Origin of the sequence: Grimontia marina (assembly GCF_900060185.1) — a bacterium.
Taxonomy (GTDB): Bacteria; Pseudomonadota; Gammaproteobacteria; order Enterobacterales; family Vibrionaceae; genus Enterovibrio; species Enterovibrio marinus.
The window spans coordinates 1-10,250 of sequence record NZ_FIZY01000093.1; the positions used below are offsets into that span (position 1 = coordinate 1).

The window sequence follows — 10,250 nt, forward strand, 5'->3', positions numbered from 1 at the left end:
TGCAGTTCTGTCCCGGTGTGACCACTTTTTTCTGCTGGCCTTTTACCGTCCAGTCAGCCCCAATTTTGGGGTTAAGGTCGATATCAACTTCGTCTTCATAAAACACCGGATGGTCAACACTGCATTTGTCCAGCGCCTCACTTATCTGAGCGAGCTTTTCTTCCTTGTCAGGGTCTCGAATATTGAGGGTAGGTGCCGCCCTACGCCAGACGATCCCGATTTTCGGTAACCAACGCCTGACCGTAGAAGCCGCCACTGTACTTTGGAATACATCATTGAGCTGCATCGTTAAAAGCTCTGTACTCCAGCGGCTTCGCTGATAACCGAAATCCTGCGGGGAAAACTGAACCAGAATAGTCAGCATCGCACACATTTCGCTAACGGGAAGCGTTGGCGGTCTGCCAACAGGCAAAGCGTGCAGGGCATCCATACCACCTTGAGTAAACCAGTCAATCCACCTACCCACTGAGGAGCGGGCTGCACTGATAATACGGCAGACATCGACAATCGTTTTGCCTTCGTGGAGTTGCATGAGAGCAATAAGTCTGCGGGCATAATCCTTGTCCTTGGTAGTCTGTATCGCTTTTTTCATCCTACGACGTTCGCCACGAGGTATCGGTGCTATGATGGCCATCACTCAGTCCTTTTGTCGGTATGTTTCGGTTTGGCGATTGATCAGATCGCACAAAGCGGACTGAGTTTCTCTTATCTTTGAGATCTACTATTAGGAACAGCTATTTAGGGGCTGTTGATCTTTGGTGGTTAAATTTTGTTCTCGCTATAAGCGTTTTAGGCGTGGCGAGGTGTGTGCCGCCTAATCATTCTAAGCAAATACACCTCAACAAAGCATAAAACGCTTAGAGTACGGGACGCGCAGTCGAACCCTTCGGGCAGCGTTTGTGGGGAATTTCTGCTGCGTTATCAGCTTCTCATGTAGGCTAGCTACATATCGAAGCCTCTGCCTTGCATAAAATCCCCACAAACTGCTGCAAAAATCATCACCAAAGGTCGACAGACCCTAGAAACTTTCTTGGAAAAACAGCGAATCATCACGTATAACTCACTATTTCTCAATAAGAAAGTCCTCAATAGGCCTCATTGAATTGGCCATTAGTACTTCGGGTGATATGTTGGTTAAAACTCACCACAAGGACAGAAAGCAAAAATGGGACAGACCACCAAATCGCTCAACGAAAAACAAATTTGCTTTATCGAACAGCAAAAAATCTACTTTGTGGGCACAGCAGCAGATTCAGGTACCGTTAATATTTCACCAAAGGGTGGTGATTCACTGCGCGCGATAGATAACAAAACGCTGGCTTGGCTTAATCTGACAGGAAGTGGCAATGAATCTGCTGCCCATGTACTGAAAGATGCACGGATGACCATCATGTGGTGTGCGTTTGAAGGCGCGCCGTTGATCCTCAGGGCTTATGGTCAAGCACGCGCACTGCACCGCAACGATCCGGAATGGGAAATTTATACCTCACTGTTTCCTGAAAGCATTGCATCACGTCAGGTTTTTCTTTTGGATATTGATATGGTGCAAGCTTCCTGCGGCATGTCTGTTCCCTTCTACAGCTACGAAGGTGACAGAGATGAACTGGCTAAGTGGTCTGAGCGTCAAGGCGCGGAAGGTATTCAGAAATATTGGCTGAAAAAGAACCAGGTAAGCCTTGACGGTTTTGAAACTGATATTGCTGCCAAAGCTGGCATCAGTATCGAAGAATAGTCCACGAAAACGCGGGCGTTTCCGCGTTTTTTCTCCTTTCTTTCCTTGCCTTATTGTCTAATTTATTGGCCTTTACCACTATTTCTGTATATTTATTAATTCTTCCATGTATACGGAGAAGCACCTTACTCATACTTGCTGCTGAATATTGAGGGGAATCACAATATTAAGTCACATAGCAGTCAGTGACACTCCCCAAGCCGTCATAGAATAAAAGAAGTTTTCCTAACGGATATTCACAATGACAACAAAAATTATTCTAGACACCGATCCAGGTATTGACGACGCGATGGCAATCCTGTTTGCAGAGGCAAGTCCAGAGATCGAGTTGGTTGGCTTAACCACCGTATATGGCAATGCGGACATAGATATAAGCACGCGAAATGCGCTTTATCTAAAACAGCGTTTTGGCTTTAAATGCGATGTCGCACAAGGTGCTTCAAAGCCACTAAAGCGTCAACCTGTTGGTGCTAGCATTGCGGTACATGGCGAAAATGGATTTGGTGATGTCAAGATCAAAGCGCCAACCATCAGTGCTGATCCACGACCAGCCCACCAATACATTATTGAGACTGTAAAAGCGTCACCTGGCGAAATCACTCTGGTTGCCGTCGGTCCGTTAACCAATCTGGCGCTGGCACTAGAACAAGCGCCGGAAATCACCAAATTAGTAAAAGAAGTCGTCATTATGGGCGGTGCTTTCGGTACTCATGAGCACACAGGCAATGTGACGCCTTTCGCGGAAGCCAATGTTTATGACGACCCACATGCTGCTGATACCGTTTTCACTGCGGATTGGCCTGTCACTGTCATCGGCCTAGACGTAACCCATGAAGCCTTCTTTTCCACAGACTACATCGACACTTTGCGTGATACCTGTGGCGATGTGGGCGAGTTTGTATGGGACATCAGTCGCTTTTACCTCGACTTCTACAAGTCCCGAATGGGCGTAAATGGCTGCTTTGTGCATGACTCATCTGCGATTGCCTACGTGATTGACCCAAGTTTGTTTGAAGTGCGTGGTGGCCCCATCCGAGTAGTATGCGACGGCCCAGCTGAAGGAATGACGCTGCAAAAGCACAATGACACTAAGCACAAGGCAGACGAATGGGCAGATTGGCCGGCACAGAATGTCGCCGTAAAAGTGAATGATCAGGCGCTACTTGATTTGTACCTCGATACCATCACCAGCTACAGCAGTTAATTCATGACTCACGATATACTAAGGGAGTCTGTTGCCTTCTTTTAAGCACAGGCTCCATTATTCACATAACAACAGAAAGCCCAAAAGTGCCCAGCGTGAGAGTGTCTTCCTCAAACCTTAGGTCTAAGTAAAACACTCAAAAGAGAAACTGATAAGCTGTTCGATGATGATAAGGCTGGTTAGCTTGATATACCCCGCTTTTCTCGCCCCATTCAGGGTGGTTGGGTCCATCTGGTAAGTATTGGGTCTCAAGCGCAAGACCATCGAAGTTCTCATAATTACCAAGTTCACTGGGTGTTCCTTCAAGGCAATTGCCTGAGTAGAACTGGATAGCAGGTTTTGTCGTGCTCACTTTCATGATGACAGAGCGATCCGGCGCCAACAAAGACACTGCCAATGCTTCCCCATCACACACATCCGGATCGAAAATAAAGGTATGATCGTACCCCCCAGCGACTTTTTGATCTTTATCGGCCAGAAAATCCCGCCCAATGGCTTTGAGTTCAGAAAAGTCGAAGGCGGTTTTACTGATGGGATTCCACATGCCGGTAGGAATGAGGTCTTTCCGCGTAGGAAGGTAGTGGCTAGCTTCCATCATCAGCATGTGCTCGAGACTTTTGACACCTGACCCCACGCCCCCAAGGTTAAAATACGCATGATTGGTCAGGTTGATGGGGCAGGTTTTATCACACTCAGCCTGATACTGGATTTCGACACGGTTTTCTTCATCCAGCAGGTAGGTCACGCTTGCAAATAGGTTTCCTGGAAATCCCTGATCTCCGTCTTCTGAATGGAGGTTGAATGTCACCGCGTTGTCACTCTGTGCCACGATCGTCCAGCGGCGTTTATCAAAACCCTGTTTGCCTCCATGAAGGATGTTTTTTCCTTCGTTACCGTTAAGGGAATATATGCGATCATCCAGAGAAAATTGGCTTCTATCGATACGGTTAGCATAACGCCCCACGATCGCGCCAAAATAGGCACTTTGCTTTCGATGGCATGCCATGTCAGGTGAATGCAGTAACACTTCACGGATACCCGAAACCAGAGGCAATCGGCAACTTAGCCAAGTCGCACCGACGTCCATCAAGGATATGGTCATGCCATGGCTGTTTTTGAGATGTACCAATTGAGCGGGCAATTCATCATAAGATGGCGTGGAAGTGAACGCCTGCTCCAGCCCTTCCAAGTATGCCTCGTTTCTCATGACATCCCCTATCACTCTCTCACTTCACCCGATCCGCCCTTGGCCTGACAAACATAAATATCAGCGTTCAACCCAGTCAGCGCATGATACTTTGCTGCGACCACAGTACGAACAGCCCCCACTTTATCGGGTGCGACCAGCGCGACAACACAGCCCCCAAAACCGCCGCCAGTCATGCGCACGCCGCCTTCTTCTCCTATCACAGACTTAACCATCTCCACCAACGCATCGATCTCCGGTACAGTGATTTCAAAATCATCCCGCATCGAGGCGTGAGACGCCGCCATCAAGGCACCCATTGCTTTTAAATCACCTTGTTGGAGTGCGGAGGCAGCCGCAAGGGTTCTTTCGTTCTCGGTGATCACATGACGCGCCCGTTTCGCTACAATTTCGTCGAGCTTGTCAGCAGCAAGTTCAAAGTCTTCCAAAGAAACATCTCGAAGAGCTGCTACACCGAAAAAGCACGCTGCTTCTTCACATTGCTCACGCCTAGTGTTGTATTCGCTGTCCACCAACCCACGCTTTTTGTTTGAATTGATGATGACCACCGCCATATCTTGTGGCATAGAAACCGGGGTTGTTTGCAGTGTTCGGCAATCGATCAACAAAGCGTGATCATCTATGCCTTTTGCGGATATCAACTGATCCATAATGCCGCAGTTACAGCCTACAAACTCGTTTTCCGCTTGCTGACCGTTCAACGCAATGTCCGACTGGGAAATATCAAGTTGGTAGAGGGTCTTGAAAGTTTGCCCAATCACCACTTCAAGGGCAGCAGATGAACTCAATCCGGCTCCCTGCGGAACGTTACCGCTCACGGCCAGATCTGCGCCTTTGAACTGATAGCCGCGTTGCTTGAGACACACAACAACGCCTCGAATGTAATTGGCCCACATTTTCTCGTGCAGAAAAGCAATATCTTCCTCAAGCGAGAATTCATCCGTCGCATTGTCGTAGTCAGCCGCTACGACACGGATGATGTTGTCCTGACGCGGAGAAGCCGCCACAACAGTCTGATAGTTGATCGCACAAGGCAGCACAAAGCCATCGTTATAGTCGGTGTGCTCCCCAATCAGATTCACGCGTCCGGGCGCCTGAACCAGATATTTAGCCTTATAGCCAAAATTGGCGTTAAATGCCTGTTTTACCTTGTGAATAGGGTTATTCATGGCCTTTCCCTGTCTGTTCTGCGCTTTCTTTGTAATGGATATCGCTGACGGCGCGAAGACGTTCAGCGGCTTGTTCCGGTGTCAGATCACGTTGGGTTTCCGCCAACATTTCATACCCCACCATGAACTTTCGCACTGTGGCACTGCGAAGCAGCGGAGGAAAAAAATGCGCATGTAACTGCCAGTGCTCGATGTCCGTTCCTTCCTCATAAAAAGGCGCGTAGTGCCACCCCATCGAATAGGGGAAAGGACATTGGAACAAGTTGTCATAACGGCTGGTGAGTTTTTTCAGCACCAACGCCAGATCGTCCCTTTGTTCGTCTCTCAACTCCTCCATTCGCCGTATCGCTGCCTTCGGCATGAGCAGGGTTTCAAATGGCCATGCCGCCCAATAGGGAACCACCGCCAGCCAGTGCTGGGTTTCCACCACAGTGCGGGAGCCGTCCGCCATTTCTGCCTTGACGTAATCGAGTAGCAGGTTCGAGCCGTGTTCTTGAAGATAAGCCTTCAGAAAGGTTTCCTTCTGGGCAATTTCATTCGGCAGAAAACTGTTGGCCCAGATTTGTCCGTGAGGATGGGGCTGCGAGCACCCCATGGCCTCACCTTTGTTCTCGAATGCCTGAACCCAAAGGTAATCTTTTCCAAGAGATTCAATCTGCTCATTCCAGGTTTCTATCACACCCCGAATCGCCTTCAAGGAGAGTTCTGGCAGTGTTTTACTGTGGTCTGGTGAAAAACAAATTACCCGACTCAAACCACGAGCACCCTCAATTTTGAACAGCGGATGGTCGCTTTCTTCAGGACTCGGTGAATCCCTCATCAAGGCAGCGAAATCATTGTCGAAAACGAAAGTGCCGTCGTAAGCAGGGTTAACATCACCCGATACCCGTGTGTTTCCTGGACAAAGAAAACAACCGTTGTCATAAGTTGGAAGCACTTCTTCAGAGTGCTTTTCATCCTGGCCGCTCCAAGGCCGTTTAGCTCGATGTGGCGAAACCAGCACATATTGCCCGGTCAGCGGATTGTATCTGCGGTGTGGATGGTCGGTAGGATCAAACGGGTTATTCACTGTCTCAACTGCCTTGTTTCATGTTTTGTCCATTCGATAACGTTTACTACTTATAGAAGCATTTTTTAACATTGTAAACGTTTACAATGAAATCATAGCATGTGTTCACAACATAACCAGCTAGATAAAGAAAAACTATGTCGTTACTCTATTTCGGAGACGAGAAAAAGAGACCTCTTCAATTGTGTTTGATTGCATCCAGTTGATTTAAATAAAAACGCGAGTCACATGACTCGCGTTTTTTATTCCAAGGAAACCCATTGTCTCCGCCATACTAGTGCATCGAGTGGATCTGGCCAATACAGTCCAAAAATATCAGATAGCAACTCACCTAGTGCATAGAAGTCATTGCTTTGCATTGCCCACCAAAAGGCCGGCACCACATCCTTTTCGTTCACTTTGACTCTATTTCAATTCGTTGATCACATGTTTTTTAGGGGCTTCACGACTGCGTCCAACCCTTCAATTTTTAGCGCCAAGCAAAAGGCAAGCAATTGACCTAATTCTCCTTTAGGAAACCCCTGCTTTTCAAACCAAAGCAAATATTCTTCAGGTAGGTCAATCAAAACCCTTCCAGCATATTTGCCAAACGGCATTTTCATTCTCGCCAGTTTGAGCATGTTTTCTTTTTCGAGCATGGTCGTTTTTCACTTCCTATTGGGCAGAACGAGAGTCTATCACGCTGCGCAGTGCACCTCGCGCGATCTTCTCCCCATCTGTCAAAGCAAGCATGAGATAGCGTCTCAGTTGTAGGGAAAACGGGTTATTCATCCTTAGTTAAAACAATAACGGCATAAACGCTGACTAATGTATATCACTTCATGATGACAGCGAGAGGTGACTGCCATGCCTTCACAAGGATTTAATACCGAGTTTTTGAGTGTTCCTGTTTCACTGCCACGATTGGGCGAGAGCCTGTTAGAGGTGGCTTGGGAATACGGTGAACCTTTGCACTATGAACACTTTTCACTGGTGATGAACCGTGAAACAAAAATGGCGTTTTACACCGCCCACAACATCGACAGGCAAACACTCATGAGCCTGAAGCGCGCGAGATGGAAGCTCGATCCCCGCGTCGACATTGACTATCAGGCTGGCCCCGAGGTGTATAAAAACAATGTCTGGGACCGCGGCCATATGGTGCGTCGCGCGGCCATTACCTGGGGCTCCCGCCCGGAGGCAAGTCAGGCAAACAGAGACTCTTTTTTCTATACCAACGCCAATTTGCAGCACGCGAAGTTCAATCAGGATGAATGGCTGGAACTGGAAAACTGGTTGCTGGAAGAAGAAGATCTCGACGACAAACTTTCTGTGTTCACTGGCCCAATCAACACCATCAATGACCAACCTTACCGAGGCACTTACATTCCGTCAGCATTCTGGAAAGTGATTGTGTTCACCAAAGGTGGCGAACTTCAATGCCGCGCGTTTTTGATGAAGCAAAGCGAATTCTGGGACGATCATGACGGTCGAAATACCCTGAACCTAGAAAGCTATCAGGTTTCGCTTACCCAAATCACAGAGCTCACTGACCTCTATTTCCAGCAAGCGCTCTACGATACGAACCCTATGTTCTATTCCACAAACAACTTCACTACGTCAAACGATATCGATACGCCAGAAATGCGCCCTATCGAATCGCCGACTGACATCGTGGATAACCGAGGAAAATATACCGACATCGTCCAAGAGCTTTGGGATGCGGATGACAACCGCTTCGATGTCACCCGCCTTGCGGACGGTCGCTGGATGAACGAGAACGCAGATATCCGCCTCTATGAGCAAGGCTACCGTCGCCCGGGTAAGCGTGATTTGGCCAAGTTCTTCCTCTTCGATGAAGTGAATACCGACAAGCTGATGTTCCTGCCTTCTTATCAGGCGTTTAAGCGGTTGATTGATAACTACAACGAGCTTGAACGCGACGAAGAGAAATACAGCGATGTTGAACTGGCCGAGATTGAGCATTTCCTCGATACCTGTTTTGCCCGCTACGACGATGAAGACAGGATTTCACTCATGGAATCGGTCTACCAATACATCACGGATGATCAAAGTGAAGGCGGTCTTGGATTTGCCCAAGCCAAACTCACCGAAATGCCTTTTACCAGTACCACGTTTGGTGAAGGACAGTGCATAGACCTGACCAGCATCGAGACCTTTCGCGAAACGGTCAGAAATATTTGGTTCGGGCTTTATACCAACAACTTTGGCAACCGTCAGGTGAAACATGCTTCTGGCTTTGAACATGTTTTTCTTGGTGAGATTAAGCGTGAGGGCTCTCGCTACGAAATCGGGGGTTATCACTTCTGGGCGAAGTTCTTCTGGGATGAGCAAAATGGTAGCGGCGGAAAAGCCGATTTGGAGTATCTAGGCTCTTTCTACGACGGCCCTGAAGGAAACCTGAATACCGATGTCGCGACATTGGCGATGAGCTGGCGAGTGGGCGAGAAGATCGCATGGAAAGAGAAAGGCGGATTCTTCGTGGGTATGAGCCCAGAATGCCTCTTGGCACTGGGCACCATGCTGACATTTGAAAGCTTTCGCAACGACACGCAGCCACTGTCGTTTTTTGATGGCGAATCCAAGCGCAGAGCAGCCATCAACGGCTGGCGCTACGATTTGGTGCTATATCGCGAGACGCTGAAAAACCAGGATCGCGGCTTCCATTTGCGCTCTTTCTATCCGGTACTTAAAAGTCGTGATAATCGCGATCTGTTATTGGCTCCGCATTCCAATACCGATGTCTTGCTGTATGACGAAGGCGATGTGGTCATTGCTTCTGCGATGCCAAATCCACCGGGTGTCGGCGATCAAAATGAGTGGGTGTCCATTCGAAATGAAACGCCGGGACTTATTGACGTCACTGGCTGGCAAATACGGACTAAATCCGGCACCACAGTCCTTCGCGAGAAGACCAAGTTACCACCGGGTCGTGAGCACAAAATTGTTGTTCGCGCAGGTGGCGGCGGGGCAGCACTTTCGAATAAAGGGACAGTGATTGAGCTGTTGGATACGGAAGATACTGTCATTTCCAAAGTGGAATACAAATCGGTGAGCCGCCGCGCTGAGGGGCAGGTACTGAACTTCAGTTAGCGAATCTTACGAAGCAAAGCCAAAGGCGCGGGACTTCGCGCCTTTCTTCTTTCAATACGTCAATCCAAAGCGCAGGTTTCGCAACCGAACATCTTGCCATGCATCCAACAGCCGACACAGAAACCCAGCACCGCTTCCAGCCAGGTCAACATAAAGCAGATACCCAACACGGCAAACAGCCAAATGTCCGGCATTTCCAGTAAGCGAAATGTCAGACAGGTAATCCCCATAATAGCCCCGAGGCTCCATGCAAAGCGTTTGGGCTTTATCGGTTTCCAAATGGCCTTGGAGCGCATGGTCATCGCCGTTCCCAATAATCCCGATGGGCTTAGGGGTGTCAACCCGAACATCGCTGCCATCAACATGTCGAAAATCACATATGGGCCAACATAAATCACAGGATCCCATTCAGGACGAACCAACAAGAACACCATAGTGACCGCGGATAACACATTTAATAGCCCCGCCCGGGCTCGCGTGGCAGTCTCGTCGATCCGCAGATCGCTTTCACCCGGAATTCTCTGTCTCATTGCCAGAATCGGGGTGGTGAAGAAGGTATGGTATTGTTTTAATTCGTCAGCGCGCATGAACGTTTCCCGGAGCTATTTTTTTATAAGTCTATACGCTGGTTAAATTCCCACATCGGCTTCGGCCAAATCTTGCTCGCTGAGCAACTTTTCGCCCACCCACAGGCAACACCTTGCTCCCCCCTTTTTAGGCATCAGCTAAGTCTCTGTTTTTATTGCACTACACTACTGGCACACCCCTTGCGTTAT

General features: G+C 48.6%; 9 protein-coding genes. 3 read left to right on the top strand and 6 right to left on the bottom strand.

The annotated features are described in order from the left end of the window. The coding region (locus tag GMA8713_RS24455) for an IS630 family transposase (RefSeq protein ID WP_157515568.1) at positions 1 to 634 on the bottom strand (634 nt) is incomplete at its 3' end. 531 nt (positions 635 to 1,165) lie between these two features. Between GMA8713_RS24455 and GMA8713_RS24460 the strand changes: the two genes are divergently transcribed. Next, the gene (locus tag GMA8713_RS24460) at positions 1,166 to 1,732 is read left to right on the top strand and encodes a pyridoxamine 5'-phosphate oxidase family protein (protein ID WP_062715148.1); all 567 of its coding nucleotides are present in this window, start codon (positions 1,166 to 1,168) and stop codon (positions 1,730 to 1,732) included. A 241-nt stretch (positions 1,733 to 1,973) separates the two neighbouring features. After that, positions 1,974 to 2,936 carry a nucleoside hydrolase gene (locus GMA8713_RS24465; RefSeq protein WP_062715150.1) on the top strand — a complete coding sequence of 321 codons (963 nt, stop codon included), beginning with the start codon at positions 1,974 to 1,976 and terminating at the stop codon, positions 2,934 to 2,936. A gap of 136 nt (positions 2,937 to 3,072) precedes the next feature. Here the strand turns inward: GMA8713_RS24465 and galM are convergent, their stop codons facing one another. The 4 genes from galM to GMA8713_RS24485 all read right to left on the bottom strand — a co-directional run bounded on the left by galM (position 3,073) and on the right by GMA8713_RS24485 (position 7,019). Beyond that, on the bottom strand, positions 3,073 to 4,143 hold the full coding sequence (gene galM, locus GMA8713_RS24470; RefSeq protein ID WP_062715151.1) for a galactose-1-epimerase: 1,071 nt from the start codon (positions 4,141 to 4,143) through the stop codon (positions 3,073 to 3,075). A gap of 11 nt (positions 4,144 to 4,154) precedes the next feature. Continuing rightward, complete coding sequence (gene galK / locus GMA8713_RS24475) at positions 4,155 to 5,312, bottom strand: galactokinase (protein ID WP_062715152.1); 1,158 nt, start codon at positions 5,310 to 5,312, stop codon at positions 4,155 to 4,157. Beyond that, positions 5,305 to 6,381: a UDP-glucose--hexose-1-phosphate uridylyltransferase gene (locus tag GMA8713_RS24480; protein ID WP_062715153.1), complete on the bottom strand. Its 1,077-nt coding sequence runs from the start codon at positions 6,379 to 6,381 to the stop codon at positions 5,305 to 5,307. The genes galK and GMA8713_RS24480 overlap by 8 nt, the downstream gene beginning before the upstream one ends. Before the next feature lie 422 nt (positions 6,382 to 6,803). Further along, positions 6,804 to 7,019 carry a DUF3820 family protein gene (locus tag GMA8713_RS24485; RefSeq protein WP_062715154.1) on the bottom strand — a complete coding sequence of 72 codons (216 nt, stop codon included), beginning with the start codon at positions 7,017 to 7,019 and terminating at the stop codon, positions 6,804 to 6,806. 208 nt (positions 7,020 to 7,227) lie between these two features. Here GMA8713_RS24485 and GMA8713_RS24490 point away from each other — a divergent pair, with 208 nt between their 5' ends. Beyond that, the gene (locus GMA8713_RS24490; RefSeq protein WP_062715155.1) at positions 7,228 to 9,474 is read left to right on the top strand and encodes a DNA/RNA non-specific endonuclease; all 2,247 of its coding nucleotides are present in this window, start codon (positions 7,228 to 7,230) and stop codon (positions 9,472 to 9,474) included. A gap of 59 nt (positions 9,475 to 9,533) precedes the next feature. Here GMA8713_RS24490 and GMA8713_RS24495 read toward each other — a convergent pair whose 3' ends face one another. Further along, positions 9,534 to 10,061 carry a DUF4395 domain-containing protein gene (locus tag GMA8713_RS24495; RefSeq protein ID WP_062715156.1) on the bottom strand — a complete coding sequence of 176 codons (528 nt, stop codon included), beginning with the start codon at positions 10,059 to 10,061 and terminating at the stop codon, positions 9,534 to 9,536. Between the last annotated feature and the right edge of the window lie 189 nt (positions 10,062 to 10,250).

Bases quoted from the DNA above. Each gene is read 5' to 3' on its own strand.
- galM (WP_062715151.1), bottom strand. From the start codon at position 4,143: ATGAGAAACGAGGCATACTTGGAAGGGCTGGAGCAGGCGTTCACTTCC.
- GMA8713_RS24485 (WP_062715154.1), bottom strand. From the start codon at position 7,019: ATGCTCGAAAAAGAAAACATGCTCAAACTGGCGAGAATGAAAATGCCG.
- GMA8713_RS24460 (WP_062715148.1), top strand. From the start codon at position 1,166: ATGGGACAGACCACCAAATCGCTCAACGAAAAACAAATTTGCTTTATC.
- GMA8713_RS24465 (WP_062715150.1), top strand. From the start codon at position 1,974: ATGACAACAAAAATTATTCTAGACACCGATCCAGGTATTGACGACGCG.
- galK (WP_062715152.1), bottom strand. From the start codon at position 5,312: ATGAATAACCCTATTCACAAGGTAAAACAGGCATTTAACGCCAATTTT.
- GMA8713_RS24490 (WP_062715155.1), top strand. From the start codon at position 7,228: ATGCCTTCACAAGGATTTAATACCGAGTTTTTGAGTGTTCCTGTTTCA.
- GMA8713_RS24495 (WP_062715156.1), bottom strand. From the start codon at position 10,061: ATGCGCGCTGACGAATTAAAACAATACCATACCTTCTTCACCACCCCG.